The following is a 26,079-nucleotide window of genomic DNA, read 5'->3' on the forward strand; positions in this document are numbered from 1 at the left end:
AAGTCCTGTTGTTCTTCACACTATCGTCCAAATTATCCACGAGGTGGGTAAAATTACCAGCCGCTGTTTATTCCAAACTTTTGTTTAGAACGGCCTTATTCATTCGTATTATTTGGGTTGTATTTAGTTATTTTTTCTATATTTCGATGACAGGGATACCCTTTGAGTTTCAGGCCGCTGATTCGAGAGGGTATCATGGCGAAGCAGTATGGTTAGTTAGTCTTCTCAATACAGGCAAGTTTGATCAGTATCTAACCTATATTGGTACAAACTATTCCGATATGGGTTATCCATTTTATCTGGGACTACTCTATTATATCCTGGGAGAAAATCTGTTTGTACCTCGTCTCATTAAAGCTCTTATTAGTGCTTATACCTGTTTATTAGTATATAAAATTGCTCGGAATAACTTTGGCGAAGAAACGGGACGAATGGCGGGTATTATGACCATGTTGCTTCCGAATTTGATCTATTACTGCGGTTTACATGTGAAGGAGACAGAAATGCTTTTTCTCGTAGTTTGTTTTGTTTTTATAGCCGATAGATTAATTCGTTCTCGTGCACTAGGACTACGTGACATTTTTTTGCTTGGTCTTGCTGGAGCCTCTCTCTTCTTTTTTCGGACAGTTTTAGCTGGTTGTATGATCGGATCGGTAGCTATGGCAACTGCCCTTACTTCCAGAAGGATAACAAACCGAAGTAAACGTATTGTGTTACTATTTTTTTTAGTGGTAGGAGCGTTTTTTATTGCCTCAACCCCAATCTCTGATAATATTAATGAGTATCTGGACGCGAGCGACCAGAACCTTAAATCGCAGATGAATAACTTTGCTACCCGAGAAGATGGGAAGAATAAACTGGCACGTTATGGATCGCGGAGTATATTTCTGCCTTTCATGGTAATGGCTCCTTTTCCAACTCTAATAAATATTCCAGATCAGCCCAATGCTATGATGTTGGGCGGAGCCTATTTTACACGCAATGTGTATGCTTTCTTTGTGTTTATTGGCCTGTTTGCACTCTATAAACGAAAACAGTTACGGGAGCACATCCTAATATTGTCGGTTATTTTCTCGTATATATTCGTACTTGCCTCTAGTGGTTTTGCCTTATCGGAGCGATTTCATTTGCCCCTCGTTCCATTTCTGCTCATTTTGGCTTCTTATGGTATTTCTCAGATGAATCAAAAAAATAAAAAGTACTATGTCCCTTATCTAATTCTTATATCGGTTATTATTATAAGCTGGAACTGGTTCAAAATCGCAGGACGTTCGTAATCTATTATGCGCATCCTGATCGTTTGTAGTGGAAACGCGCCGAATTTCGATGTCCGGTTGCATCAGGCGTTTATTTACGAACAGGTCGAAGCCCTCAAACAACTAGATACCTCCCTTCAATTTGATTATTTTTTTATCCAGGGCAAGGGTCTTCTCGGATACTTATCCTGCCACCGGGCATTACTCCAACAACTGGCAAATCAGTTATACGACTGCGTTCATGCGCATGTGACGATGTCGTCGCTCCTGGCTAATTTACAGCGACGGGTGCCGGTCATAACTACCTTTCACGGTTCTGATATCAATGTGCCGAAATTGAGAATGCTGGCTATGGTGGCAGCATTCCTTAGCTACCGGACCATCTACATCAGCCAGCAACTTCGTCAGAAGGCCATTTACAAAGGGAAAGCATCGCCAGCCGTAATTCCCTGTGGGGTTGATTTCGAACGATTTGTGCCGAGATCAAAGGTGGAGAGTCGGCAATTGCTGGGACTGATTGCCCATAAAAAGTATATACTCTTTTCATCGGGATTTTCGAATCAAGTCAAGAACTATCCACTGGCTAAGGCCGCTGTCGAGTTGCTTCAGGATAGTTCGGTGGAACTCCTCGAGTTGAAAAATTACGGCAGGGAAGACGTAGCGCTGCTGTTTACAGCAGTTGATGTGGCTTTAATGACATCATACTCAGAAGGCTCACCGCAGTTTGTGAAAGAAGCGCTGGCTTGTAACTGTCCCGTAGTGTCGACCGATGTTGGTGATGTGCGGGATATGATTAGTGATATTGAAGGGTGTTATCTAACCACCTATGAACCTCAGGACGTAGCCGAAAAACTGCGGGTCGTTCTGGCTAACCCAACGGCGGTGTCGTCGCGGGAGTGTATCCGTCGGTTTGACAATCGATTAATTGCCCGACAGATTCGGGATGTCTATCAGCAACTTTTATGATTAACGATTCCCCTTACTCCCCGAAGGAGTCTTTGGTTGACGATCAGGAAAACCCAATTCTGGGGGAGGGCGGGAACGGTAGCTCTGATATTGTTATCATTGATTATGGCATGGGTAATCTGCGGTCGGTACAGAAAAAGTTTGATCGGCTGAAGGCATGTGCCAAAATCTCATCGGATTGTCGGGATATAGCCAAAGCCCGGAAACTGGTGCTGCCGGGTGTTGGTCATTTTGCCAATGGGATTCGAAAGTTGAAGGCGTCGGGAATTTGGGAGGTGTTAAACCATAAAGTCCTGATCGAGAAAACACCTGTTCTGGGTATTTGCCTGGGTATGCAGCTGATGGGGAAATTCAGTGAAGAAGGTGATACGGAAGGATTAGGTTGGTTCGATGCCCAGGTGGTGCGATTTCGAGTGCATGATGAACTTGCGTATAAAGTCCCGCACATGGGCTGGAATACCGCAGAGGTTGCTAAAGACTCTCGTTTACTAACAGGCATTCCGCAAACGGCGCTTTTTTATTTTGTGCATTCGTTTCATATGGTTTGCCAACAGCCCGATGATATTTTGGCGATGACAACCTATGACTACCCGTTTGTCTCGGCTATTGAACGGGGCAACATTTACGGAACCCAGTTTCACCCGGAAAAGAGTCATGACTGGGGGGAGCAATTGATTTTTAATTTTATAACAGGCTGTTGAGTGAAGAATGAACCTGTTCTACTGTTTGATAAAGATATCCAGAAGTTGCTTTTGTCCTTCTGACGAAGGAAGAATCTTCGGACGTGCTGATTGAACAGCCAGCTCCGAAGATTCTTCCTTCGTCAGAAGGACAAAAACTGATAAAATAAAAGTTTAAACAGGTTTATAAATAAACTAGCACTTCCGTTTTCCAATGTTCAGACCCCGGGTTATTCCATTGCTTTTGTTAAAAGCCAAAGGGTTGGTAAAGTCGGTTAAGTTTAAGGACTATACCTACATTGGGGACCCGATCAATGCCGTCAAAATATTCAACGACTTACGGGCCGATGAACTGATGCTACTGGATATTCTGGCGACCAAAGAAGGACGGTGTATCGATCTGGATTTTGTACGACAGGTAGGGGATGAAGCCAATATGCCGTTTGCGGTTGGGGGAGGGATTCAGCGGATTAGCGAGATTAAAAGCCTGATCAATGCCGGTGCTGAGAAAGTCGTGATCAATTCGTTTGCCGTGCGGGAGCCATCCTTTATTAAAGCCGCATCGGATGAATTTGGGAGCTCAACCATTGTTGTGTCGATCGATATTAAAAAGAAATTTTTGGGTAAGCAGCAGGTATATACCGAAGGCGGAAGCCGCTCTACCGGACTGGATCCCATCGCCTGGGCGAAACAGATGGAAGCCAATGGAGCGGGGGAGTTGATTGTAACGTCTATTGAACACGATGGTATGATGCAGGGGTACGATCTGGCCTTACTGAATGCAATGTCGGCGGCTGTGCGTATACCCGTCGTGGCGGCTGGAGGGGCTGGTAAGCTCGATCATTTCCAGTCGGCCGTTCAAACGGCTCATGCATCGGCGGTGGCGGCTGGTTCGCTATTCGTTTATCACGGCCCCCGAAAAGCAGTATTGGTCAATTACCCCAAACAGGAAGAGTTAGTAACGATATTCAACCCATCATGATGATATGCACCAAAGGTGTCTGGGATGACACGATCCCCGGTATCACATTTGACGAGAATGGAGTATCGAATTTCTGCCGATTGCAGGAACAAATGATGGCCGAATATCCCAGAGGAGAAAAGGGAAGGGAGGACTGGAAAAAGCTGGTAGCTGACATGAAGGCCGCTGGGAAAAATCGTCGGTACGACTGTATTATTGGCGTTAGCGGTGGGGTTGATAGCTCGTATTTGCTTCATCTGGCGCATCAGTATGGTCTGCGCCCTCTGGCGGTCAACCTGGACAATGGATTCAACAGCGAAATTGCCGTTCAGAACATCTACAAGGTGACATCGAAGTTAGGGGTCGATCTGGAAACCTACGTGATCGATTACGAGGAAATAAAGGATTTGCTCCGGGCGTATATGAAAGCGGGCATGCCCTGGATCGATACACCAACCGATCTGGCCATAAAAGCGACGATGTACAAGATTGCCCGTTCGGAAGGCATTCGATTTATCCTGCGGGGTAATGATTTTCGTTCGGAAGGGAAACAACCCAAGGAGTGGACCTATTCGGATTCCAAACAGCTTCGGTTCATTCATAAACACTTCGGGTCGGGAGTGCGACTTAAAACCTACCCGCTGCTGACGTTACCCATGCTGGTGTATTCGGGGATGGTCAAGGGTATCAAGGATATTCGGCCCTATTACTACCTCGATTATAAAAAGCAGGATGCCAAACGCCTGATGATGGAGCTATACAACTGGAAAGATTATGGGGGGCATCATCATGAAAACCTGTTTACCAAGTTTTCGATGGCCTTTTGGCTCCCCCGAAAGTTTGCTATTGACAAACGGAAAATTAACCTGTCGGCTCAGGTATTAAGTCAGGCAATTACCAGAGAAGAAGCCTTAGCGCAACTCCGCCAACCCTTTGCTACCGACGCTGAACTGGAAACCACACGCGCGTATATTCAGAAGAAACTGGATTTGTCGGATCAGGAGTACAACCAGATCTGGGCGGCCCCTGCGAAGAACACCTTTGATTACCCCTCGAATTACGCGTTGATATTTAATTCGATTAACCAACTAAAACCCATACTGAAAAGACTATACGCCTTTACCCCTATGTCTGTATCAGCCAGTGCTGTACTTGATGTAAGGCCAAAAAATTGATGACATATACTAAAAATAGCGACTATCCTCTTTGAGAAAGAATATAAGTTAATATGCAAAATATTCGTTTGGTGAATCAAAGGGAATTACTATTGGCACGGCATGTATAAAACCGTTCAACATAACTATACGCTGATTACAACACTCGATCTGGATATTGAACAACAGATCAGTAGTTTTTTAGGTCAATGTAAGGGGTTTCACTATTTTCAGTCACCAGCTTATTTTAGAGTAGCGACTGCGTCGAAGAAACTAAAGCCATTTTATATTATTGCTCGGGATCGGGAGCAGATTGCCGGAATTATCTTACTGGTTCAGCAGGTTCAGTCAACGCTACCTGTTCTTTCTTTTTTATCTAGCCGAACAATTATTTGGGGAGGACCCGTAGTGACTGGCCAGGATCTACCTGTTGTTGAGGGGCTACTCCAGTTTTTCCAGAAACATCGCCCATCGACTATTTATACTCAGGTCCGAAACCTATCCGACACCACCGTTTACCAGAGCCTGTTCGCCCGGTTTGGATTTCAGTACGAAGAACACCTGGATATTCTGGTCGATTTAGGACGATCAGAAGAGGAGCTTTGGAAAGATGTGGTAACAAAACGCCGAAACCAGATTCGCCGGGCGATTAAGGAAGGCTGTGTTTTTGAGCGGCATACCTCGCTGGATTCCCTGCGAACCTGCTATACGATTTTACAGGAAGTGTATCAACGGGCAAAGCTACCCTTGCCCGATTTTAGCCATTTTGAATCACTACTTCAGGAGTCAGATGAGAAGTCTGGCTTACGATTGTTTACCGTTGTCTGGGAAGGCCAACTTATTGGCTGTATGCTCTGCCTGGTGCATGGACGCTGGGTATATGATTATTACGCAGGTGCTTTTAGCGCCTATTATAAAAAATACCCTAACGATCTGATGCCGTGGGCTGTATTTCAATGGGCTAAGCAACAGGGCTTTCAATATTTTGATTTTGGAGGGGCTGGTAAACCCGGTGTTCCATATGGAGTAAGAGACTATAAAAAGCAGTTTGGCGGTCAATTGGTTTGTTATGGCCGTTACGAAAAGGTGCATTATCCTCGATTGTTTGGTTTACTAAAACTAGGCTATCAAATCTGGCAAAAGCGATGATTCCCAGATTTGATTACTCCTTTTCATTACGAGATATTTTTATCTCCATTGCAAGTGTAGCGAATAATAAAGAGTCGAATGTTAGCTCTTATCAGGACTTATTTCCATCTGCTTCCGTTTTCGAGATTCCAAGTGCAAGATGGGGAATACAGTGTGCTTTGCAGGCTTTGGGACTTGCTCCTGGGGCAAGGGTAGGTGTACAGCCCTATACCTGCTCATCCGTAATGGCGGCTATTCAGTCAGCAGGGCTAGAGATAGTTTTCATTGATATTAATGCTGAATTCACGCTTGATCAGGAGGATCTAAAAAAAAAGTTACACCAATTAGAGGCACTGATTGTCACCCATACGTTTGGAGTTGCAGCACAACTTGAGTCGATCAGGAAATTAGCTAGTCATTTGCCAATTATTGAAGATTGTGCTCATGCTTTTTTGTGTCATTATAATGATCAGTCTCTAGGCAGTTTTTTCGATGTGTCGGTTTTTTCGTTTGGGTATGGAAAATTCCCTATTCTTGGTCATGGAGGAATCATTGTAATCAATAATAAGAAATATGCTAAATTGATTACTACACATATAAGCCGTTTAAAGCCTGCCGGTTTGCTTAGCGAGTTGATATTTGTTGGGAAAAGAGTAGCCTACTCACTTATCTATTCCGGGCTAGGATATACAGTTTTGCATAACGTGTTTCAGCAGTACATCACCACTAAAAATCAACGTATTCAGAGTAGGAGTTTTGTACAAGAATATGAATTTCGATCCGTTCGGCAACTGCTTAAAAATAAGTGGAAGCACTTACCTGATCTGGCAATGAAGCAACGCCAGAATGCCCTACAGATTATTAAGGCAAATGAATCTGTAGTGAAAGCTATTTATAATGTAGATGATAAAAGCAATTGTTTAGCGGTCGTCTTTATCGTTGATGACAGAGATCGTCTTTATAATCATCTGATTAGACATGGAATAGGGGCGGGCAAACACTTTCAATACGCGGCCGTATGGGCATCGGCGTATGGGTATGAAAATGGATCTTGTCCTCAGTTTGAACAATTAGTTAATAGAGTAATTACTATTCCCTGCTACAGCAAGCTTACAAAAAGCGATATTATTAAGATTAATAAAGTTATAGCAAGATTTATACAGGAAAATATTTTATGAAAAAAAAGAAAATTCTGGTTGATATTAACCATCCAGCGCATGTGCATTTATTTAAGTACTTTATTGATGAGATGCAGAGCAAAGGATATAAAGTTATTGTTGCAGCTAAAAATGTTAACTCAATAAAAACTCTTCTACAAACTTATAAGATAGACTATATTGATACCGGCCAAAAAAAGGACAATATGGTTGCAAAGTACATTTACGAGCTTTTTCATTTACTCAAATTAATAGGCATTGTCGCATTCCAACGCGTTGATTATGGGATTGGTGTTTCGATGGTTTTGCCAATAGTTTCCAGGTTGACCCGTATGAAATCGGTTGCTTTAGATGATGACGATATGACTGTTACCCCGCTCTTTGGCAAGGCCATTTCGTTGGCAGATACTATTTTTACCCCAAGTTCACTTGCTTTTGAAAACCGGGGAAATAACCACATATCTCATCAAAGCTTTCACGAATTGGCGTATCTGCATCCCGCCAGGTTTAAGCCTGACCCATCAGTTATGCGGGAGATTGGTATTTTGCCGGGCGAAACCTATTTTATACTACGGTTTAATGTATTTAAAGCCCATCATGATACTGATGCGATTGGCCTTACGCTTAAACAAAAGCTGGTATTGATTGAGTTGCTTAAACCATACGGACGAATCTTTATTACAACTGAGCGTACTATAGACCCTGAATTAGAGCCGTATCGAATGCCGGTTTCTCCCGAAAAAATTCATACCCTGATGTACCATGCAACGATGTTTATTGGTGATAGTCAGACGATGATTTCTGAAGCGGCATTACTGGGTACGCCAGCCGTGAAGTTAAATTCTTTTGCCGGTCGGTTATCGGTTCCTAATGAAATAGAGCAGCGATATGAATTATGCTATTCTTTTCTGCCCAGAGATTTTGATCACATGTTGAGTAAAGTTCGTGAGCTTCTGGAAATAGTTGATTTAAAAGCAGAATGGAGTCAGCGTAAAGAGAGAATGCTGGCCGATAAAATTGATTTGACTGCATTTTTAGTCGAATTTATATCAAACTACCCTGCTAGTTTTAATGAGCTAAAAAGTAACGCAGCTCATCAATACGCCTTGTAGCTTAATTACCCAACCACCACACCAACTTGAATTGAGATCGTATGGATTTTTCCATAAAGAAGTATAAGGCATTTTTAGCTGCCTTGCGTTCGTCTGGCTATTCATTCCAAACGTTTGAAGCCTTTTTAAAGGCACCTGATGAGAAAGTAGTGATTCTTCGTCATGATGTTGATCTGCTCCCTGAAAACTCACTCGTTTTTGCTGCTTTACAACATGAGTTAGGCATTGCCGGTGTGTATTATTTCAGAGCGGTACCTCAAAGCTGGGATACGCAAGTCATTCGGGAAATTGCCGAAATGGGACATGAAATCGGGTACCATTACGAATGCCTGACGACTTGTAAAGGGAATCTGAAGCTTGCCCTTAACGATTTTGAGGAAAATTTAACAGCACTCCGAAAACTAGCTCCAGTATCGACCATTTGTATGCATGGGAGCCCTATGTCAAAATACGATTCGAGAGATTTATGGAAGCATCATTCGTACCGCGAGTATGGTATAATCGGTGAACCCTATTTTGACATCGACTTCGGCAAGGTTGCCTATTTTACGGATACGGGTCGGCGGTGGGACGGAGAAAAAGTGAGTGTTCGGGATAAAGTCGATTCAACATTTGTAAATAGGTTTCGCAAAACAGACGAGATCATTGACGCGCTTCACCGTAATGAATTACCGGATCAGATGATGTTTACGTTCCATCCGCAACGCTGGAATGATAATCCATTGCAATGGACGAAAGAATTGATCAGCCAGAATGTGAAAAATCTGGTAAAACAGTATATTTTCATCAAAGAATAAGCCGCCAGCTAGTGAAATGACTTTAGATAAGTACCAATCGCTCTATAAAAAGCTAGCTGTTGTCTATACCGTGTTGATTCTGCTGCTGGTGACACTACCTATTAATGGAGAGGATCAGTTTTTGGGTAAGCTGAACGACAATTATGTATTACAGATACGCTATGATTATATCTCGCATGCGTTTCTGTTTATTCCCTGGATCATACTGATCTGGTGGGGCTGGTCAATCGCAGCGGCACCCAAACGCAAACAACTCGCAGTAGGGGTAGGGGGGCTGGGCTTCGCCATTTTCTGTGAATATCTTCAATTGCCGCTGACTTACCGGACATTTAACATTAATGACCTCTTGGCTAATTCGCTTGGTATATGCCTGGGGCTCCTGTTTCTATGGGTATGGGAGCGCGTAGGTATGAGCCAGCAAAAAGGCTAAGTCACGATTGCCTGTATGATCAAACTGCTTACCATTATTGGGGCCCGCCCGCAAATTATCAAAGCCTCAGCCATCAGTCGGGCAATAAACCATCACTACAAAGACCGCATACAGGAAGTCATTGTCCATACGGGCCAGCATTATGACCGGCAGATGTCGGAGGTGTTTTTTGAGGAGTTACAAATTCCACAACCCGATTATAATTTGCAGGTAGGATCAGGGCCGCATGGGGTTCAGACGGCTAAAATGATCACAGGTATTGAAGAGATTCTGGGTATCGAGCGGCCTGATTACCTGATCATTTATGGAGATACGAATTCTACGTTAGCAGGGGCAATTGCCGCTTCCAAGACATCGGTACCTATTGTACACATTGAAGCGGGGTTGCGGTCGTATAACAAAAAAATGCCCGAGGAAATCAATCGCATTGTAAGCGATCATACGGCTACCTTCCTGTTTCCTCCAACGCAAACCGGGGTTGATAATTTAGTAAAGGAAGGGTTTCGCGTCGAAAGATGCCCGCCCTTTACCATCGATAATCCGGCGGTGTTTAATGTAGGGGATATTATGTATGACAACAGCTTATATTTCTCTGAGATAGCAGCTAAAAAGACGGATATTCTGAAGCAGCTATTGTTGGAGCCTGAAGCCTATGTATTGGCTACGGTTCACCGAAATGCCAATACGGATGAGGCAGATCGACTTAATGCTATATTTCAGGCTCTGCAGATACTATCCATATCCCATTCTATCGATGTTGTGTTGCCACTGCATCCACGTACCCTAAAGCAGATGGAGGCATTATTGTCTCGGGATCTGTATGAGGCTATTCACGCCAATAAACGGATACGACTGATACCACCCGCTTCGTTTCTGGAAATGACCCAGCTGGAGCAACAGGCTAAACTGATCATTACAGATTCAGGCGGTGTACAGAAAGAAGCGTACTTCTATAAAAAGCCGTGTATCATTCTGCGGTCAGAAACCGAATGGGTAGAGATTGTCGAGCATGGGGCTGCCCGACTTTGTGATGCTGACCCACAGAACATTCTGGATGCGTATACTCACTTCAGCCAGACCACTGCCATTTCGTTTAAGCCCGTCTATGGAGATGGGGAGGCTGCTAGTCAGATCTTGGCTATATTAGTGGATAATTCTTATAAATGATAAAAATTTGTATATTTAATGCCCTTATTAACTCGCCTGTATAAACGGGCGTTATGGTTTACTTGTCTTTTCATCTTGTCTCTACTTTCTTGTGAAAACTACTCAATTGAATTATCATGCCCTGGTTTGTACTCTACACCAAATCCAGATCGGAAAAGCTTGTCGCTCGAGGTCTGATTCAGAAAGGTATCCAAGTCTATTGCCCCCTCCGAAAAGTTAAACGAAAATGGTCGGATCGTTTTAAAATTGTTGAAGAGCCTTTATTTCGTTCGTATTGCTTTGTTCATCTAGAAGAGAATGAGCGGGCCAGGGTATTCGGTGTGCCTGGGGTGGTCGGGTATTTGCATTGGCTTAAGAAACCTGCCATTGTGAAACCTAAAGAAATTGACCTGATCCGGGACATGCTGAACGACTTTGATCATGAGTCACTGGAAGTGGTGAGTTTTGATGCTACCGATCGACTAAAAATTACCTCCGGGGCATTCATGGATCAGGAAGGCGAGGTTGTATCGGCCAATGGCAAACGCCTGATGATTAAGCTTGATTCACTCAATATGTTTATTGCTATTGATATTAGTAAAACGAAGGTTGAAAAAGTGAAAACGAGTAAACTGTTCGCTCTGGCGATGCATAAATTACAGCCTGCCTATTAACGGTTCGCCCCTTAATTTCCTTTTTTAGTATTTCTGTATGCCCCAAACTATACGGCTATTATATGCTGCATCGGTCTGCCTGCTGATGAGTCAGATAACCTATGCTCAGACCATTCGTCAAAAAACGCGCTATGAGCTGGAGGCCGGTACATACCTGTCGACGGCGGAGAGTAACCCGTTCTGGATACGCTCAAATCAATATGGAGAGGTGCCTTTAGAGTCGAACGGCTTCACCATTCGGGCGCAGGCAAAAAAAGAGTATGAACCTTTGGTCTACAATAAAAAAGGGAAAGGTAAGTTTTCGTATGGTTACGGAATCAGGGCTGTTCTGAACGCTGGTAAAGTCAATCAGTTTTTGCTTTCGGAACTGTATGGTAAGGTGCGCTACGGGGCGTTTGAGTTTTCGGCTGGCCGTCGGCGTGAGATTATGGGCCTGGTTGATTCCTCACTTAGTGCCGGGTCATACATATGGTCAGGCAATGCGTTGCCAATGCCTAAAGTACAGATTTCCATCCCCAATTTTACACCCATACTGAAGAATGGTTTGATTGCTGTGAAAGGCAATTTTGCGCATGGCTGGTTCGGTACCGGCGATTCGGTGAAAAACTACTACCTGCATCAAAAAAGCCTTTACGTTCGTCTGGGAAAACCCGACTGGCGATTTAAATTTTATGGTGGCTTCAACCATCAGGTACAGTGGGGAGGGCAGGTATTGTATCCGCGTTATGAAGGCAAATTGCGGATTACGGAGTTTGGCAGTGATTGGCAAACATATTTATACGTTGTGAATGGTAAATCATTGTATACGCTCGATACGCTGGTGATTCAAAATGGGCAGGCGTCAGCCGAAGGCGGGAACCGGGTTGGTAACCACTTAGGTACGATTGATCTGGGGCTGGAGTACGAGGATGAGCATGCAAAGTGGTTTATCTATAAACAGTCGATTTATGAAGCGGGTGCCTTGTTTTATCTGAATAACATAGCAGATGGATTGCACGGTATTGCGTATACCCGAAAAAAGGCAACCAGTGGCATTCTGAAAGTTGTTGTGGAATATCTACAAACCTCCAATCAGGGCGGCCCCTATTTGTCCAATCGGTCAACGATTCCTCAACTGCGGGGGGCAGAGGATTACTTCAATAATGGCCGCTATATCGATGGGTGGGTATATAAAGGGCAGACGATCGGTACGCCATTTATCATGCCTTTGCGCTACACCACAGGTCTGCCTCAGTCACTGGATAAAAATCCTAATCGAATCGTAAATAATCGGGTCAACGCGGTTACACTAGGTGTGAGTAGCCGAATCAAGCAAGTCGAGTTATTGACACGGCTTTCGTTTAGTCATAATCTGGGTAACTATGATGTCCCTCTGGACTATACCCAGGCATCGGTTCAGCAACAAGTTATAGTTCCGATTAAGAAATATACATTTACGGCTAATCTGGCCTACGATAATGCAGGTGTGCTTAAAGAAAATGTCGGCTTAAGTTTACTGGTAAAGCGCTCGTTTTAAGCATCCTTAATTGATAACTTCCCTTACGTTGTAGGCGATTCCATATGAAGCTTCTTATCATTTTTTCAGTACTGGCCCTATCTACGTTGACTCAAGCCCTATATGGTCAGTCTGCCGTGCCGCATGATACGATCAGGCCCGTAAAAGTGGATTCCATCGACTTATTGGTTGCCAAGCGAAAGCTGTTTACAACGGCGGTTTACAAGAACGGTGAAAAATTGTCCAATGCGGCTGTTGTCAGTCTGTTGCAGTCGACACCCAAAGCATTGAATAAGTTTCAATGGGGTAATCGGTTAAAGCCTATCGGACCTATCATTTCGTTAGCCGGAATCGTATTAGGGTATATGGGGCTTAAAGGAGATGAGCAAACAGCTATGATCAGTGGTGTTCGAACGGCTACGAATTCAAGGCCACCCGACATACAGGTTACGTACACAAAACGTAGCTTGCCTAAGACGTTGGCTGGGTTAGGGCTTTTTGTCGGCGGGCTGTGCCTGATAGAACTCGCCAATGACCATACGGCTACATCCATTACCCTCTATAATGCCAAGCCAGGGCCTATCAAAACGTTATCGCAGGTTAATCGGCTAAACCTGGGGTTGACCACTACCGGGAATGTTGGTCTGGAAGCTCATTTTTAAGTAGTGATTTTCTGAACGTTGCTATGGCAGCTAATGATAAAGGTTGTGATTACTGCCAAAGCTAATGTAGGTTTGTAGCCTGTTGCCAATATACTGTTTTCAGCATGCCCGCATCCTCCATCTGGCACCGGTTGATTTCCGGTTTTAAAGATCCTGCTCCTGTCAACACAGCCATGTGTTTCTGGGAGGTGGATGTGCATTCGCATTTGGTACCTGGCGTTGATGATGGGGTGAAAGACCCCGAACAGGCGTTAGCCTGCCTCAACCAATTGGTAGAATGGGGGATTCGGAAAGTGATTACAACCCCCCACATCAGTGGCGACTGGTATCCGAACAAACCGGCTGATCTTCGGCAGGGGCTCATTGATCTACAGATTCTGATTGATCAGCACCAATTGCCGCTCTCGATTGAACTGGCTGCGGAGTATCTGATCGACGACTTTTTTTTCGACCTGCTGCAAAAAGAGGAACTGTTGAGCTTCGGCCCCCGAAAATATCTGTTGATTGAAACAGGCTGGGCGTGGGCCCCGGCGCAGATCGACGATATTTTATTCCGAATACAAACGCATGGATATACACCTGTGCTTGCCCATCCTGAACGCTATAAGTACTACCACGAGAATAGGAAGGGATTACTTCACCTACGTGAAATAGGCTGTTTGTTTCAACTCAACTGGATGTCATTGATTGGCCGGTATGGGGTAGAGAGTCAGAAACAGGCCCGTTTTTTAGTCAATCAGCGGGTCATTGACTTTATCGGTAGTGATCTGCACCAGCCAAAAGATCTTAAAGACATGGCCCGTCTGCTCTACTCCAACGAATTACAACTGCTACAAAATCAACCCCTCCTCAATAATACGCTCTTCTAGCTTCTTTTGGGACCCCACGGCTTCTGTGGGGCTGGCGTGAGTCTGTAAAAGCCTATTCTATCTTCCGAAGAAACGGCCCCGCAACCCCAAATCTCCTCCTTATATTCGTTTATCATCATGTTTTATCGACTATAAACTGGCGCAATAAAAACGACTTTCGATTCCCGAATAGTAGCCATGGATTAGCATACCGCCCAGTAAATATCGAACTACTGAGCAAAAACGTAGTTTACTGACTTCATTTTTCAAGTATTCAGAAGTAAAATAGGGCTATTTATATATTTCATAGAGCATTTAGTGGATGATGTTAGAATATATGTTTTCAATAACCTATGAATATTAAACTAAATGTTTATATTATGATATTGGTACAGCGTGGGTTGCAGACTGGTGCATCTAAACATTTTTATTGGTTTGTTGTCCTTTTTTTGAAAACGTCAACAAATACTATGAAACAGAGCATCGCAATCCATAAGAGCCAGCTTCCCGTTTCCTCCAACGACGCCTTTGATAATCTGTATAAAAAATATGTCAAAAAGGTCTTTCAGAAATGTTTATCGGTAACCAATGATGTGGAGGCTGCCGAAGACTGTACACAGGATATTTTTCTTAAAGCCTTCACCCACCTGAAAGCGTTCAGAAATCAGTCCCGTTTGTCGACCTGGTTATATTCCATCGCGCATAATTACTGCCAGGATCGGATTCGACTGGAGAAGCGCTTAGCTACAGAGCGTATGACGCCTGGGATGGATGTCCGAAGCGATGAGACGAACGCTCAGGAATCAGTTGATGAGCAGATTCTGCAACTGGAGAATCTACTACAGCAATTGCCCAATGAGGAAGCCACCTTACTTCGCTTAAAGTATGAACAAAACCTGAGTATTCAGCAGCTTAGTCGGCGCTTTCATCTTTCGGAAAGCGCCATTAAAATGCGGCTTAAACGAAGCCGGGAGAAATTACGAGCACTAGCAGTAGCCTGTGATGAATGGAATGATTAAGAAGCAGGATTAACATAGACTTCTTAATAGTTTCTTCGAAGAAAAGTAGGCCTAAACCCAGATAAAAAGATTGCCGTTCACCCCGCATGCTCAGACATTTCTGAGTGTGCGGGGTGAACTATTTCGTATTAACGGATGATATTCGACTAAACCAGTTCCTGGATGGATCGTGAATAGTTATCCTGGACATTATACCTGAAAAAGTAAGTATGAAAACCACAGTGAAAGAACTTCGACTAATTCTGACTGTCGACAATCTGGATGAACTGATCCGCTTCTATCGGGATACGGTTGGGCTGGAAACATCGAAAGAATGGCATGAAGAAACCGGGAATGGTATTATTCTGGATGCGGGGCGAGCCTCGCTCGAACTCATTGATGCCAGCCACGCAGCCCGGATCGATGAACTGGAAGTAGGGAGCCGGGTATCTGGACCGATTCGGTTGGCGCTTCGTGTGACGGATTCAGTTTCGCAGGCTAGCGAACAACTCATTAAAGGTGGAGCGGTTGAAGTTGCCCCGCCAACAGTAGCACCTTGGAGTGAAGTCGCGCGAGTACAGACCCCCGATGGGATGCAGCTTACTTTGTTCGGTACCTCTACACTCGCTGATTAGCCTGAGGTGCGTAAATGCATCCCTTAGTGGAGGATAATCGGTTGCTATGAAGTTAGAAACTGAAAAAGCCTGGTCGTTATGCCAGGCTTTTCTTTTTCATACGTTGAGTAAATCAGGTAAAATTTATATCTAATGCTACTTCCTGTAGCGAACGACTAGCTCTAAAGGCAAATGCCTGATCTCTTTATATCTGAAATTATGCCATTCTAAATTGAGAAGGGCTAATAGGTTGATTTTCTGTTATATAAGCTTACGTGGTCCGGTAACACTATAACCTGAATTGTCATATTGGTGAGGTGTTGTTTCCCCGTTTTGTGGGTAGGTTGACACAAACAGGCTCCGAGGAAATTGAACAAATCGGGAGTTGTAGTTGTACATAATGCATACCAGTATAAAACATATGCCTGTCAAACTGCCTATACTTCTGGTGGATGATGATCCCCAACTTGTTGAAATCCTGAATCGGGCGGCTAGTCATGTGTTTCCTCTGGCTCATTTTATTCAGATTAGTAGCTTTTCTGAAGCGATTACCTACCTGGAGGCATTGAAGGAGCATGGCCCTAGGTTGGTTTTACTGGATATTGATCTGAAAGATAAGCACTCAGGCTTCGATTTTTTAACCTTGCTGAGGGAACACCCTCAGGGCAAGATGGTGCCCGTAGTCCTGCTGTCGGTAAATAGCGATGAACAGGTTGCCGAAGAAGCATATACGCTGGGGGCCAATGCCTTTACACAGAAGCCTGATACGTATGCCGACTGGAAAAAATATGTGAAGCTACTGAAGTTATACTGGTTTGAAACGGTAACAATACCCAAAGTCTGGTTAAAGCCATAAAGGGTCTCCTCAGTAATCGGTATCTGTGAACCGATTGGGATGTAGACAGTTCGACCAGTAGGCCACAATAGCCTGGAGTTGATTTTCAAGCTCAACAACACTTTGTTTCTTCTCGAAAAAACCCTGTATAGTCAACTCATAAGCTTCTTCTACAAGATGCTTATAAACAGGGTGAGTAAAAAATATAAACGGGATAGCCCGCTTCCGTAACTGGCTGTCTTCTTCGATCTGCCGTCGTAATTCCAGCCCATTCATCACATTCATACTCACTTCCGAGATGATCAGAAACGGTCGATCATTGGTGGTTCGCAGGTAATCGATGGCTTGCTGGCCATCAGTGAAAAAGAGTATAGGGCAATTCGGGGCAATTTTTTGCAACAAAGGTTTGAAAATGACCTGGTCGTCGTCGTCATCATCAATAAAGATAATCGGGTTATTAATTTCCATCTAGTTAATTCAGGTATATCAATGTGCGTGGATAGTATAACCTGGAAAAGGCCTAAAATGATTGAAGGGTGGAATAAAGACACAACTCACACCTGACAGCACTCCTCAGAAACGGTATGATCGCTACGCTGCAGGAAGGGTTTCCCTACGATGCGTGTCGGGGTATAGTGAACGCTCCATTCACTATACCCCGACAACTGAGTTACTACTTACCGACCGGAAATAAGGCATGCATTTTTAGCCTGTTGATGTCATAAGAGTTAATGGAATCATCGCCTACGTTTACCGTAATATTCGACACGCTTCCCGAATTGGCCGTTGTCCGGGTAATGGGGAAACCAACGACATACAGGCTACCGGCATTGATCAGTTCACTCGCGCTGATTGTCAGCGTATTTGTTGACTCGTTTGGGTGGTTATATGCCATCTGGTATTGGCGATAGCCACTGGGTTCGTCACTCCACCCGAAACATTGATGCTGGTGAGGGCATTTTTGAAGGTAAGGGATCCTATAAATGCCAAAAAAATCGCATACATCACCCAACTGCAACGAAACTGTTAAAGAATGAAACAGGAGTGTTAGTGTGTGTTTATGCCTATTCCGTACTTGCTGCCACATTGAATCGGTTGGCTTATAGCTGATCGATCACAGGTTGTACCATCGAGCTGGGTGATACGTAGCCCATTGGTTAATCAGGGTAAACAACTGCGACGTAGTATGATGGGTGACTATAGAAGTATGGTTAACGCTGCCAGTTGAGTTGGTGGGGAAGTTATGATAAACTAAACGATCGGTAGATTATGAATCCATTTGTTCCAATACGAACCAGCAAACGAATCAATCTGGTTAATATTGATCATGTAAAAAAACTGGAGCCGCTCGAAGGCGGACAGAAGACGCTGGTTGTACTGCGGAGCGGAACCCAGCTACGAGCGTTGGTACCATATAAGCGGTTGGTCAATATACTCCAGTATCGGGCCTCACAGGAAGGCCCCAACAGTCCAATCGCCAGTTCCATAAGGCCACTGGGGGCGCGGCAATCGCTGCCTCGGACTCAGCAAAGCGGTATAGCTGACTAATAGGCTTCGTCCACAGACCTGAAAAATTGGCCTTTAACAGCCAAAATTGGGTATTCGGCAAAATAAACTAGGAAGATTGCCGAATGGACTTAACATTTGTCAATACAGCTTTTTTTGATAGAAATCCTATGTATGAGACTGAAACACACCAATTATTAACTCAACTGCAAACTATTTACTTGGATTTGATGGAAATAGGGCCTGTTGACCGGACTCCCTACTACCGTTCGCGGATCGATGCCCTTGAGCGTGCCCATCAGCGTGTGAGTCAAGATATTGAGGATTGCCAGCAAATACTCGACGAGTTTGCATCTGAATTAGCTATAACCCGTGGCGCTCTTACGGACCTGGTAAGTGGGATGCGTAACTGATTAACAACCCCTCGGTAGTTCCAGACTCGACGTTCGGGAGATGTTTTTAGTGACGATTATCAGGTGTATTGTAACGCGGGAGGAATCCCGCGCTCATTAGTTGAAATCGCGGGATTCCTCCCGCGTTACAATACATATAGTTTGCGCCTGACGCTGTATATTCGTATTACCAAGGAAATGCTATCGGTTACGTATGTCAGGCGAAACGGTTATGTTCTTCTACTTCGGTGCTGTGAGCGCCATTTGGGTACTCAACGCCGTACGATGGAGTTTTTCCCGGACCTGGATCGATGGCCTGTTCACGTTGCTGGTTCTCATTTCATTTGGCCAGTCCGCTTTTTTTGCGCTCTTTGCCGAAAAGGTGCCTTTGTCTAAAGCGGGTTATCTGATTATTCATGTGCTTCACCGGGGGCTGATCAAACTGATTTTTCTGGAATTGATCTATCTACTTTTCAATGGGGCGATGTGGTCAGTTACTAACCAGAAACGGTGGCGCTGGGGGCAGCTTGGCCTGGTGATTTACACGCTGGTGAATGTGATCCTATTGTGGATAACCGATGAAGATTGGTATCGTTCTATAACTGGTCATGTCGCTTCTGGCCTATATTGGTGTCTGCTGATTGGCATTAGCGGAATGGGTATTCGAATTGCGGCTCAGCGAAAGGATGCGATTGGAAAAACTTTTATTTTGGGGAGCGTATTTATGCTCCTGAACGAGCTGTACGTTTTGATTTATGCCTGGCTGCATAGATGGCCATTTCCCGATCCGGTCATTTCCATTGACCTTCAGCGGCAGATACTCTGGGGCGAGCGTATTATTGAGCTACTCTGGTTTTCGCTTTGTCTCGTGTTTTATCAGCGTACAATTGCCGTGGCCGAAGCTGTTGAACAGACGAAGCTTGCCGAACAACTCAAACAGGAACGCCTTGAGACCGAGTTGACGATGCGTCGGCTGGAACAGGAAAAAACGTCGGTACAGCTACGAGCCCTCCAGGCACAGGTCAATCCGCACTTTCTGTTTAACAGCCTCAACTCGCTGTCGGCTCTAATCGACGACGATCAGCAACGGGCCAGCCAGTTTGTCGACGAATTGAGCCAGGTGTACCGCTACCTGCTAAAGGCAAGCGAACAACCGCTTACCAGCCTGGACAGTGAACTCGATTTCATTGAATCGTATTACCACCTCTTGAAAACCCGACACGGTAATGGACTGAGCTTAACGGTTCAGGTTGAGTCAGATTATCGGTCTGGCCTGATTCCGCCCCTGACGCTTCAGCTACTGGTCGAAAATGCGGTTAAACACAATATTGCTCTTGCCAGCGAGCCTTTACATATCCGTATTTCCACTGACGAGCTTGGCTATCTGGAGGTTAGCAATAACCTGCAACGTAAGCGTTCGGCTGTGCTATCGAATGGTATAGGCCTGTCGACAATTATTGCTCAGTACCAGAAACTTGAGCAGCCTGTCCCTGATATTCTGGAAGGTGATGGACGTTTCAGGGTTCGTTTGCCTCTTATTCGACCCATTGGTGAATTCGCCTAGTCGGGTTGTGTTCCACTTATCAGGCGTTTTCCTCCTGCCATTCGTTTTTGGCTACCAGTTACCAGACTGTAGTTGATCCTCCCTCTGGCCGACGACTACTTTTGTTTCCGCAGGCACCCACAGCTGTACCCTGACACAGGCTGTTTGAGACGTTGCCCTTCATCTTTTTTAATAACAACCAATAAAACAACAATTATGAACACGCTCCCTAATGCTGCTAACCATGTTTCGGTACTGGACAATTACGTAGCCGTCTTGAAGAAGTACAACGATTTCAACGGACGCGCTCGCCGAAGCGAATACTGGTATTTTTTTCTGGTCAATGTCATTGTTACGCAAGGGCTGAATTTTGTCAATATATTGATTTTCAACGGATCTGGCGTAGTTGGAGGGCTACTTATGTTGCTGAATCTGGCAATTTTGGTTCCTTCGGTCGCTGTTGCTATTCGGCGGATGCACGATGTAGGAAAAAGTGGCTGGTATGCGCTGATTCCATTTTATAATCTGATTCTGGCCTGCACCGAAGGGGTTAAGGGAGCCAACGAATACGGTAACTACCCTAAGCAAAACGCCTGATTCGTTAAAATCGACTGTATCCTTTCTAGTTTTTTTTTGCGTATATAGCATACCGTTATGCACTACACGGCCATCTATGATCTTTGGGCTAAGCCTCTGATCGATTGGCGCTCCCTGGTTTTGCCGTTCGGTCTGGCAGTGGCCGCTTTAGTGGCTGCATATTTCACCCGTCCGGGCAGTGGCCGTACCGGCCTGCTAATCTTTTCGGTTGCAGCCGTTGTGGTGTCGGTTGGTATACCCTCTTTTGACCTATATCAATTAAAACGACATAAGCCCGTCACGGTCGAAGGCCCCATTGTAGGATATTGGGAGAAAGAATGGGTTGAACGCAGGGATGGGAAGAACAACTCGTATAGCTATGAAGCGTTTCAGGTCGATACCGTTTCGTTCGGCTATTACCGCAATGTGGGTATGGCGGGTTTCCATAATGGAGAGGCTGAGCGGATTCCCCTGCATGATGGTATGTTTGTGCGTATTCAATACGTGCCCGAAAGGCAACTTGACGACGACCGCATCCTGAATCGCATAGTGAAGCTGGAGATAAGCCAGAAATAGAACGGAGCTAGTTATAATAATTATGACGTATTTAAATCATAATTATTATAACTAGCTCCGTTCTATATTCTTGGAATTACTTTAGAAACACCTCATCATTATCGGTCATGAACATGCGGGTACTTTCGGTATAGGTCCCGCCAGTAGGTGATTTATATTTCAGATCGACATAAAACGCCCGGTAACCAGAGGCCGGGTAGGCTTCGCTTACTGATACAGTGCTGGTGTGATTAATACCCAGTGATTTGCCTTCCCACTTCTCGTCCTGGAAAATCATATCGGTTGAATTGGCTGACCAGACCGTCACATCTTCCAGTTTGTCAGAGGTGGATTTAATTTTCAGATTGACGCCGGTTTTTGTGGGTGTTACGGTCCACTGGCAGCTTGGATAAGGCTGTTTGGTTAAGGTTGTTCCAAAAAACGCATTCAGCGCTTCGAGGGCCTGCCGCTTATCGCCCAGGTCGTGTCCGACGTTCGGTACATAATGGATGTAATTTTCGCCCGGAATCTGACCGATATAATGCTTCACGGCATCGACCGTCCAGTATTCATCGTTGGTACCCATAAATAGCATTTTAGGCATCGTTAACTTTTTGCGATACGAATAAGGGTCAATCATTTCCGTAACGGCGCTACCTTCTTTGCTATGGACGGTCTGCGGGATGCCCAGCTTTACATAATCTTCGATCTGTTCGCTGTATTTATTCCAGATCTTCATCTGATAGTCCAGATTAATAGGCATGTTCAGCACATCAATTACCATAGGCGCAATCGCAACGGCCCGTTTGTCGCTGGCTCCCGTCAGCCAGGTAGTCCAGCCTCGTTTCGAAGCGCCCGAAACCACAAAGCGATTGACATCCTTATGCAGCGTTTGTTTAGCAAATTCCTGGACAGCATCCATTGCCCGAACGGCACTTTTAACCATTGGAAAAAGGAGTGGCCAGCTATAATCGCCATCTTTCTTGTACTGATGGAGCGTGTAGGAAATCAGCGCGTCTTCTTTCAGATTATCGTAGAGCGGCTGATTGGGCGTTTGCCGAAGTACAGCTACCACAGCGTTGTTTTTGGTGGCTAACTGGCTGATGGCCCGGTTGAACGTATCCTCCCGCTTGTTCCAGTTGGGTTCGCCCTCTTTATTGACCGCTCCGCCCGTAATGAAAAGCAGCGCGCCATCGTGGTTGACTTCTTTCGGAACCAGGATTGACAATTGGTGCTTCCAGGTGTATTCCCGCCATTTCTGCGAGGTGAGGAGTACTTCATAAGCGGTAATGTCGCCATAGCTATAGGTGTCTTTTACCTCCCATTTAAACGACTGGTCACCATTGTTCAGGTATGCATCCAGGGCGGTCGAGGGTGTAATGCCATCCGTTGGTTTGGGCAGGACAAAGGCAAAAAGTGCACTAATCAGGCCAACAACGGCGACGAGTTTAAGCAGATTACTGTTCATTAGGGTTTTGAGGTTAATTGAAAGGTTATCGTGAAATGGTTATCGCTTGGTCGTTACTCATGAAGGAGAGAGGAAATCTGTTGGTTGAGTTAGTTGGTTCCATCAGCCCTGGGCGAATCGGCAATAAGCTTCAGGGCTTCTGCCATATAAATCTCGGCAGTATTTTCGCCGAGGCTGGTGCGGCTAATGTACTGGTATCGTTTAAAGCTATTGAAGTCAACTCGGGTCAGCATATACCCAAATGCATCATTGGTCAGACCGAATAGAAAAGGCGCTTTCGTATGCATCTGCCGCTTGAGGTAATAGCCGATGTTGGGCAGTGCTTCTCCTGGAATCGTCAGCACTTGGGCTGTGCCAATGTTGAGCAGGTTGACCTGAGCCACTACGTTATCGCCGGGGGCTACCTCATACTGAAGCGGAGATTTTTTGACGATGAATTTCATAACATCCGATTCGATGGGTAGCGTAACCGGGTGCATCGTACAAAACAACGACGGGTTCGATTGAGAAACAGCCGGACCAATAATCCGAAGGGCTTCATCGGCCAGGAGTTCGCCAATTCGAATGCATTCGTCCCAGGTGTTGGCTTCTTTACCGCCTTCCCGCCGATTATCGGCTGTAACCATACCGCCCTGCGCTCCATTGACAAACAGTGCAATACCCCCTGCTTTTGATTCGATTCGGTCGCACAGAGGACCACACAGGTCGGGGCTTAAAATTCCCCGGCCCGATCCGATGATTTCAGGATGAATGGCATAATTGACCAGCGTAACGATGGGCTTACCCGCCTGTGTACCCGACGTGGCCACAGCCTGAATCACCCCACAGCGAGGGTCATACAGGTCGGGGGCGTAATAATTGTAGGCAATTTGCCCTTTGGCCTCATCAACGGCAATTTTTAACGAAGCAGGGGCTAGCTTCGAAACGGCTTCATTAACGGCATCGGCTATGGCGTGTACGCATTGGTCGAGGTAAGGAAGGTCGGCAAAGGATTCGCCTTTTTCGTTCGGGAAACCATAGGCATCGGGGCCACTGTGTGTATGGGTACAGCCAATCAGAATATTCTGGGGCGGAATGCCTTTGATCAGTGCTCTCGACTTATTCCCTAGCACCGACGGCCAGCCCAGATTATCGACGCTGACGATGGCAATGCGGGTGGTTCCTTTTTCAAAAACGCAGGCTCTAACGTACAACTCTCCTTTCTTTTCGACGGCTTTTTTGGGCGTACCAATGCCTCCTGATACCGGTAGTAACGGATTGGGCGTAATCAGTCGGACAGCCGCTCCTGCTTTAAACGATTGAGCAGAAACAAACTGAGAAACAACGCAAAAGAAAAGTGTAAGGAGTTTGGTTTTCATTATGAAGGAGATAGAATGCATAATGGATAATGTAAAATGTCGAATGACGGGTACGGCATTCATATCCATTTTACATTATCCATTATGAAGGATGATCGGCTTACCAGGGTTTGCCGGTGCCCTGAATTACCCAAGGTTTCGACCACGGACTGTTTTTGCCATCGGACTGCGAATTGGCCGTTACTTCCAGTTTGTCGAGGGCAGCTCCCGAGTTGGTTTTGTTCAGGTTCAGCTCATCGCGCATGTAGTAGAAGCGTACGGGCAATACTTTCCGTTTGGCAACTGGGCCAGCCTGGAGGGCGGGTAAGCCCGTACGACGATAATCGAACCAGGCTTCGGTGGCACTCGTCCAACTAGCAATCCATTTTTGGCTGATAATCTGATTCAGTGTACCATCGTAGGCTACTCCTTTCTGTGTAATAAAGGTTGCATAGCTGCTGGAGAGGCCCCAGGCTGTCAGAGAGGCTTTTATCGCGTTTTCATACCGGGTTTTTGCATCACCAGCTGCCCAGCCTTTCTGCGCTGCTTCGGCCAGAATGAAGTTCACTTCTGCCGCCGATACCAGCCGAGATTTCAGCAGCGTGCCTTTAGCCTGGGTGTAGATTTCATTCAGGTAAGAAACGTGCGGGTTAACAGATGTTTGCCCTGGCGTTGGGTTGAAGTTATAGGCCGAAGGTAGCTGCGATATGCTGGGTGGAATACCGACGTAATTAGGGTCCGTATCGATGGGAGTGTTTCCGACTTTATCGGGCGACAGATAACGAACCCCGCTGACGATTTTATCGGTTCCGGCTGGTAATGTAGCATCGACTTTTAAGGGAATCTCCACTTTTTTCGCCCATACCGCCAGACGAGGGTCGTTGGTTGGCTGCATGGCTTTCAGCAAGGTAGAGCACATTTTAATCCGACGATAGTTGCTACCGCTAATGTCGAAAACGGAATTTGATGGCCAAGCATCTCCTGAGTTATTACCGACAAACGCCATCGTTGCATCGAAAGATGCGTCGTCAATAATAGGATATTGGGCAGGGTTAGCTACGATTTTCTCAATGCCAGATTTAGCTACATCAGGCTGCTTAGTCGAAATGCGCATCAGATAACGGAGTTTGAGCGAATTCGCCAGCCGTTGCCATTTAGTCGGATCACCAGCGTAGTATACATCTGCGCTTTCGACAATACTGCTGTAGGATGCTTTGGGCTTCGAAAGCAAGGTGCTGGCTTTATCCAGATCGGCCAGTATACCTGCGTAAATAACATCCTGGCTATCGTATTTGGGGGCAATATTGTCGAGGCCACCCGCTTCGCCTTTCAGCGCATTAGTATAGGGTGCATCGCCCCACAGGTCGGTTATCAGCCCGAACAGGATCGATTTCATAACCAGCGCAACACCCTGCTGGAACTCCATGTTCAGCGCAACGGCCCGCTGATAAACCAGGTCGTTGTTCCGCAACTGATCGTAATAGGATGTCCAGCTTTGGTCGCCACCCCAGTCGTAGTCGTTATGGCCACTGAACCAGGCATCTTTCTGGGTGTGTTGTACAACCCCGGCAATGTCCTGAAAGCCAAGATTGGTGTAGAGCTTCGCTGTTTCGGTAAGAACGGTCGGCATGACCAGGTTCGGGTTTACCGTCTCAGGCTGAACACCGTTTGGGTTAATGTTCAATTGGGTGAGGTCCTTACAGGAATACAGGAAGAACAAACCCAAAACCAGAGCCAGGCTCGCAGTGATTTTATGGAAGATAGTTTTCATGACAGAATCGTTAAAATG

General features: G+C 45.4%; 28 protein-coding genes. 23 read left to right on the forward strand and 5 right to left on the reverse strand.

Annotation, left to right across the window (positions count from 1 at the left end; genetic code table 11):
• Nucleotides 1–146: 146 nt before the first annotated feature.
• From B5M13_RS09515 to B5M13_RS09600, 18 genes are all read left to right on the forward strand, one after another.
• Nucleotides 147–1,277 (forward strand): glycosyltransferase family 39 protein, encoded by a 1,131-nt coding sequence (locus B5M13_RS09515; protein ID WP_170061108.1) that lies wholly within the window; start codon nucleotides 147–149, stop codon nucleotides 1,275–1,277.
• 6 nt (nucleotides 1,278–1,283) lie between these two features.
• Nucleotides 1,284–2,222: a glycosyltransferase gene (locus B5M13_RS09520; protein ID WP_080055459.1), complete on the forward strand. Its 939-nt coding sequence runs from the start codon at nucleotides 1,284–1,286 to the stop codon at nucleotides 2,220–2,222.
• Nucleotides 2,219–2,923 carry an imidazole glycerol phosphate synthase subunit HisH gene (gene hisH, locus B5M13_RS09525; RefSeq protein WP_080055460.1) on the forward strand — a complete coding sequence of 235 codons (705 nt, stop codon included), beginning with the start codon at nucleotides 2,219–2,221 and terminating at the stop codon, nucleotides 2,921–2,923. Before B5M13_RS09520 ends, hisH begins: the two co-directional genes overlap by 4 nt.
• A gap of 193 nt (nucleotides 2,924–3,116) precedes the next feature.
• Nucleotides 3,117–3,884: an AglZ/HisF2 family acetamidino modification protein gene (locus tag B5M13_RS09530; protein WP_080055461.1), complete on the forward strand. Its 768-nt coding sequence runs from the start codon at nucleotides 3,117–3,119 to the stop codon at nucleotides 3,882–3,884.
• Entirely contained in the window at nucleotides 3,881–5,038 is a 1,158-nt protein-coding gene (locus tag B5M13_RS09535) for an N-acetyl sugar amidotransferase (protein ID WP_080055462.1), read from the forward strand. Before B5M13_RS09530 ends, B5M13_RS09535 begins: the two co-directional genes overlap by 4 nt.
• A 102-nt stretch (nucleotides 5,039–5,140) precedes the next feature.
• On the forward strand, nucleotides 5,141–6,166 hold the full coding sequence (locus B5M13_RS09540; RefSeq protein ID WP_080055463.1) for a lipid II:glycine glycyltransferase FemX: 1,026 nt from the start codon (nucleotides 5,141–5,143) through the stop codon (nucleotides 6,164–6,166).
• Nucleotides 6,163–7,323, forward strand: a complete 1,161-nt coding sequence (locus B5M13_RS09545) for a DegT/DnrJ/EryC1/StrS family aminotransferase (RefSeq protein ID WP_080055464.1) — start codon at nucleotides 6,163–6,165, stop codon at nucleotides 7,321–7,323. The genes B5M13_RS09540 and B5M13_RS09545 overlap by 4 nt, the downstream gene beginning before the upstream one ends.
• Nucleotides 7,320–8,414, forward strand: coding sequence for a DUF354 domain-containing protein (locus B5M13_RS09550; RefSeq protein WP_080055465.1), 1,095 nt, complete (start codon nucleotides 7,320–7,322; stop codon nucleotides 8,412–8,414). Before B5M13_RS09545 ends, B5M13_RS09550 begins: the two co-directional genes overlap by 4 nt.
• 41 nt (nucleotides 8,415–8,455) lie before the next feature.
• A complete protein-coding gene (locus B5M13_RS09555; RefSeq protein WP_080055466.1) occupies nucleotides 8,456–9,211 on the forward strand; it encodes a hypothetical protein in 756 nt (251 codons plus the stop codon).
• 16 nt (nucleotides 9,212–9,227) lie between these two features.
• Entirely contained in the window at nucleotides 9,228–9,641 is a 414-nt protein-coding gene (locus B5M13_RS09560; RefSeq protein ID WP_080055467.1) for a VanZ family protein, read from the forward strand.
• Between the two features lie 15 nt (nucleotides 9,642–9,656).
• Nucleotides 9,657–10,808: a non-hydrolyzing UDP-N-acetylglucosamine 2-epimerase gene (wecB, locus tag B5M13_RS09565; RefSeq protein WP_080055468.1), complete on the forward strand. Its 1,152-nt coding sequence runs from the start codon at nucleotides 9,657–9,659 to the stop codon at nucleotides 10,806–10,808.
• 116 nt (nucleotides 10,809–10,924) lie between these two features.
• Complete coding sequence (locus B5M13_RS09570; protein ID WP_080055469.1) at nucleotides 10,925–11,461, forward strand: UpxY family transcription antiterminator; 537 nt, start codon at nucleotides 10,925–10,927, stop codon at nucleotides 11,459–11,461.
• Between the two features lie 37 nt (nucleotides 11,462–11,498).
• Entirely contained in the window at nucleotides 11,499–12,977 is a 1,479-nt protein-coding gene (locus tag B5M13_RS09575) for a capsule assembly Wzi family protein (protein WP_080055470.1), read from the forward strand.
• A 44-nt stretch (nucleotides 12,978–13,021) separates the two neighbouring features.
• Complete coding sequence (locus B5M13_RS09580; protein ID WP_080055471.1) at nucleotides 13,022–13,618, forward strand: hypothetical protein; 597 nt, start codon at nucleotides 13,022–13,024, stop codon at nucleotides 13,616–13,618.
• Between the two features lie 104 nt (nucleotides 13,619–13,722).
• On the forward strand, nucleotides 13,723–14,487 hold the full coding sequence (locus B5M13_RS09585; protein ID WP_245859904.1) for a tyrosine-protein phosphatase: 765 nt from the start codon (nucleotides 13,723–13,725) through the stop codon (nucleotides 14,485–14,487).
• A gap of 449 nt (nucleotides 14,488–14,936) precedes the next feature.
• Complete coding sequence (locus B5M13_RS09590) at nucleotides 14,937–15,485, forward strand: RNA polymerase sigma factor (protein ID WP_080059862.1); 549 nt, start codon at nucleotides 14,937–14,939, stop codon at nucleotides 15,483–15,485.
• Between the two features lie 209 nt (nucleotides 15,486–15,694).
• Entirely contained in the window at nucleotides 15,695–16,099 is a 405-nt protein-coding gene (locus B5M13_RS09595; protein WP_155297221.1) for a VOC family protein, read from the forward strand.
• Between the two features lie 400 nt (nucleotides 16,100–16,499).
• Complete coding sequence (locus B5M13_RS09600; protein ID WP_080055473.1) at nucleotides 16,500–16,934, forward strand: response regulator; 435 nt, start codon at nucleotides 16,500–16,502, stop codon at nucleotides 16,932–16,934.
• A 9-nt stretch (nucleotides 16,935–16,943) separates the two neighbouring features.
• Here the strand turns inward: B5M13_RS09600 and B5M13_RS09605 are convergent, their stop codons facing one another.
• Nucleotides 16,944–17,381, reverse strand: a complete 438-nt coding sequence (locus tag B5M13_RS09605) for a response regulator (protein ID WP_080055474.1) — start codon at nucleotides 17,379–17,381, stop codon at nucleotides 16,944–16,946.
• A 205-nt stretch (nucleotides 17,382–17,586) separates the two neighbouring features.
• On the reverse strand, nucleotides 17,587–17,808 hold the full coding sequence (locus B5M13_RS09610) for a hypothetical protein (protein ID WP_080055475.1): 222 nt from the start codon (nucleotides 17,806–17,808) through the stop codon (nucleotides 17,587–17,589).
• A gap of 374 nt (nucleotides 17,809–18,182) precedes the next feature.
• Here B5M13_RS09610 and B5M13_RS09615 point away from each other — a divergent pair, with 374 nt between their 5' ends.
• The 5 genes from B5M13_RS09615 (at nucleotide 18,183) to B5M13_RS09635 (ending at nucleotide 21,506) form a co-directional block, all read left to right on the forward strand.
• On the forward strand, nucleotides 18,183–18,461 hold the full coding sequence (locus tag B5M13_RS09615) for a hypothetical protein (RefSeq protein ID WP_080055476.1): 279 nt from the start codon (nucleotides 18,183–18,185) through the stop codon (nucleotides 18,459–18,461).
• A gap of 83 nt (nucleotides 18,462–18,544) precedes the next feature.
• Nucleotides 18,545–18,832, forward strand: a complete 288-nt coding sequence (locus B5M13_RS09620; protein WP_080055477.1) for a hypothetical protein — start codon at nucleotides 18,545–18,547, stop codon at nucleotides 18,830–18,832.
• A gap of 211 nt (nucleotides 18,833–19,043) precedes the next feature.
• Complete coding sequence (locus tag B5M13_RS09625; RefSeq protein WP_245859906.1) at nucleotides 19,044–20,375, forward strand: sensor histidine kinase; 1,332 nt, start codon at nucleotides 19,044–19,046, stop codon at nucleotides 20,373–20,375.
• A gap of 195 nt (nucleotides 20,376–20,570) precedes the next feature.
• Nucleotides 20,571–20,951: a DUF805 domain-containing protein gene (locus B5M13_RS09630; protein ID WP_179950482.1), complete on the forward strand. Its 381-nt coding sequence runs from the start codon at nucleotides 20,571–20,573 to the stop codon at nucleotides 20,949–20,951.
• Between the two features lie 57 nt (nucleotides 20,952–21,008).
• Nucleotides 21,009–21,506, forward strand: coding sequence for a hypothetical protein (locus tag B5M13_RS09635; RefSeq protein ID WP_080055478.1), 498 nt, complete (start codon nucleotides 21,009–21,011; stop codon nucleotides 21,504–21,506).
• Nucleotides 21,507–21,582: 76 nt separating this feature from the next.
• Here the strand turns inward: B5M13_RS09635 and B5M13_RS09640 are convergent, their stop codons facing one another.
• From B5M13_RS09640 to B5M13_RS09650, 3 genes are all read right to left on the reverse strand, one after another.
• The gene (locus B5M13_RS09640) at nucleotides 21,583–22,953 is read right to left on the reverse strand and encodes a PhoPQ-activated pathogenicity-related family protein (protein ID WP_080055479.1); all 1,371 of its coding nucleotides are present in this window, start codon (nucleotides 22,951–22,953) and stop codon (nucleotides 21,583–21,585) included.
• Between the two features lie 89 nt (nucleotides 22,954–23,042).
• Nucleotides 23,043–24,311 (reverse strand): hypothetical protein, encoded by a 1,269-nt coding sequence (locus B5M13_RS09645; RefSeq protein WP_080055480.1) that lies wholly within the window; start codon nucleotides 24,309–24,311, stop codon nucleotides 23,043–23,045.
• 100 nt (nucleotides 24,312–24,411) lie between these two features.
• Nucleotides 24,412–26,061, reverse strand: a complete 1,650-nt coding sequence (locus B5M13_RS09650) for a SusD/RagB family nutrient-binding outer membrane lipoprotein (RefSeq protein ID WP_080055481.1) — start codon at nucleotides 26,059–26,061, stop codon at nucleotides 24,412–24,414.
• Between the last annotated feature and the right edge of the window lie 18 nt (nucleotides 26,062–26,079).

Source organism: Spirosoma aerolatum, assembly GCF_002056795.1.
Taxonomy (GTDB): domain Bacteria; phylum Bacteroidota; class Bacteroidia; order Cytophagales; family Spirosomataceae; genus Spirosoma; species Spirosoma aerolatum.

What these genes read in the sequence shown, in the direction of transcription:
- B5M13_RS09545 (WP_080055464.1), top strand. Translation starts at nt 6,163, where the DNA reads ATGATTCCCAGATTTGATTACTCCTTTTCATTACGAGATATTTTTATC.
- B5M13_RS09535 (WP_080055462.1), top strand. Translation starts at nt 3,881, where the DNA reads ATGATGATATGCACCAAAGGTGTCTGGGATGACACGATCCCCGGTATC.
- B5M13_RS09635 (WP_080055478.1), top strand. Translation starts at nt 21,009, where the DNA reads ATGCACTACACGGCCATCTATGATCTTTGGGCTAAGCCTCTGATCGAT.
- B5M13_RS09515 (WP_170061108.1), top strand. Translation starts at nt 147, where the DNA reads ATGACAGGGATACCCTTTGAGTTTCAGGCCGCTGATTCGAGAGGGTAT.
- B5M13_RS09585 (WP_245859904.1), top strand. Translation starts at nt 13,723, where the DNA reads ATGCCCGCATCCTCCATCTGGCACCGGTTGATTTCCGGTTTTAAAGAT.
- B5M13_RS09650 (WP_080055481.1), bottom strand. Translation starts at nt 26,061, where the DNA reads ATGAAAACTATCTTCCATAAAATCACTGCGAGCCTGGCTCTGGTTTTG.
- hisH (WP_080055460.1), top strand. Translation starts at nt 2,219, where the DNA reads ATGATTAACGATTCCCCTTACTCCCCGAAGGAGTCTTTGGTTGACGAT.
- B5M13_RS09550 (WP_080055465.1), top strand. Translation starts at nt 7,320, where the DNA reads ATGAAAAAAAAGAAAATTCTGGTTGATATTAACCATCCAGCGCATGTG.
- B5M13_RS09645 (WP_080055480.1), bottom strand. Translation starts at nt 24,311, where the DNA reads ATGAAAACCAAACTCCTTACACTTTTCTTTTGCGTTGTTTCTCAGTTT.
- B5M13_RS09630 (WP_179950482.1), top strand. Translation starts at nt 20,571, where the DNA reads ATGAACACGCTCCCTAATGCTGCTAACCATGTTTCGGTACTGGACAAT.
- B5M13_RS09570 (WP_080055469.1), top strand. Translation starts at nt 10,925, where the DNA reads ATGCCCTGGTTTGTACTCTACACCAAATCCAGATCGGAAAAGCTTGTC.
- B5M13_RS09600 (WP_080055473.1), top strand. Translation starts at nt 16,500, where the DNA reads ATGCCTGTCAAACTGCCTATACTTCTGGTGGATGATGATCCCCAACTT.
- B5M13_RS09575 (WP_080055470.1), top strand. Translation starts at nt 11,499, where the DNA reads ATGCCCCAAACTATACGGCTATTATATGCTGCATCGGTCTGCCTGCTG.
- B5M13_RS09590 (WP_080059862.1), top strand. Translation starts at nt 14,937, where the DNA reads ATGAAACAGAGCATCGCAATCCATAAGAGCCAGCTTCCCGTTTCCTCC.
- B5M13_RS09605 (WP_080055474.1), bottom strand. Translation starts at nt 17,381, where the DNA reads ATGGAAATTAATAACCCGATTATCTTTATTGATGATGACGACGACGAC.
- B5M13_RS09610 (WP_080055475.1), bottom strand. Translation starts at nt 17,808, where the DNA reads ATGGCATATAACCACCCAAACGAGTCAACAAATACGCTGACAATCAGC.
- B5M13_RS09615 (WP_080055476.1), top strand. Translation starts at nt 18,183, where the DNA reads ATGAATCCATTTGTTCCAATACGAACCAGCAAACGAATCAATCTGGTT.
- B5M13_RS09530 (WP_080055461.1), top strand. Translation starts at nt 3,117, where the DNA reads ATGTTCAGACCCCGGGTTATTCCATTGCTTTTGTTAAAAGCCAAAGGG.
- B5M13_RS09640 (WP_080055479.1), bottom strand. Translation starts at nt 22,953, where the DNA reads ATGAACAGTAATCTGCTTAAACTCGTCGCCGTTGTTGGCCTGATTAGT.
- wecB (WP_080055468.1), top strand. Translation starts at nt 9,657, where the DNA reads ATGATCAAACTGCTTACCATTATTGGGGCCCGCCCGCAAATTATCAAA.
- B5M13_RS09540 (WP_080055463.1), top strand. Translation starts at nt 5,141, where the DNA reads ATGTATAAAACCGTTCAACATAACTATACGCTGATTACAACACTCGAT.
- B5M13_RS09555 (WP_080055466.1), top strand. Translation starts at nt 8,456, where the DNA reads ATGGATTTTTCCATAAAGAAGTATAAGGCATTTTTAGCTGCCTTGCGT.
- B5M13_RS09625 (WP_245859906.1), top strand. Translation starts at nt 19,044, where the DNA reads ATGTTCTTCTACTTCGGTGCTGTGAGCGCCATTTGGGTACTCAACGCC.
- B5M13_RS09620 (WP_080055477.1), top strand. Translation starts at nt 18,545, where the DNA reads ATGGACTTAACATTTGTCAATACAGCTTTTTTTGATAGAAATCCTATG.
- B5M13_RS09580 (WP_080055471.1), top strand. Translation starts at nt 13,022, where the DNA reads ATGAAGCTTCTTATCATTTTTTCAGTACTGGCCCTATCTACGTTGACT.
- B5M13_RS09520 (WP_080055459.1), top strand. Translation starts at nt 1,284, where the DNA reads ATGCGCATCCTGATCGTTTGTAGTGGAAACGCGCCGAATTTCGATGTC.
- B5M13_RS09560 (WP_080055467.1), top strand. Translation starts at nt 9,228, where the DNA reads ATGACTTTAGATAAGTACCAATCGCTCTATAAAAAGCTAGCTGTTGTC.
- B5M13_RS09595 (WP_155297221.1), top strand. Translation starts at nt 15,695, where the DNA reads ATGAAAACCACAGTGAAAGAACTTCGACTAATTCTGACTGTCGACAAT.